This is a genomic window from Brevibacterium permense (genome assembly GCF_025506275.1).
GTDB lineage: Bacteria > Actinomycetota > Actinomycetes > Actinomycetales > Brevibacteriaceae > Brevibacterium > Brevibacterium permense_A.
Window position 1 is genome coordinate 1 of record NZ_QYCP01000024.1, and the last position, 420, is coordinate 420.

The window sequence follows — 420 nt, forward strand, 5'->3', positions numbered from 1 at the left end:
GGAAGATGTTTTTTGCTTCTGCGATCGTAGTAGCCATCTCTGGCTGTACAGCAATGGATAAACTGGCGGGAATGGGTGTGGTTTCTCAACAAACATCCACTTTTGACAACTCAACTGTCATAGATGTCTCTCCAAATTCGCTATACGACCCGAACAGCACTTGGGGAACACAACTTCAGTTAGGAGCAATATGGTCCAGCTCCCAACCAGATCAAGTAGGGCTGATCCTTTCCTACAATTCAAATGTATCTAATGGAAGTTCCGCATACTTAGGTTTCATAGGAATAGATATAAATATTGATGGCAAGATATCTAGCTATAAAGCACAGCAACTAACTAATCTAAGTAACAGTGGATACAATACTGTATCCAAAACGATCTACACATCCAGCAAAAATACCGTTGTTATCCCATATGAAG

Annotated in this window: 1 protein-coding gene; it reads left to right on the forward strand. The window is 40.7% G+C overall.

The genetic code is table 11. The features are described from left to right. Nucleotides 1-420 (forward strand): hypothetical protein (locus D3I60_RS01370; RefSeq protein WP_262774313.1); only part of this gene is annotated, 420 nt, incomplete at both ends.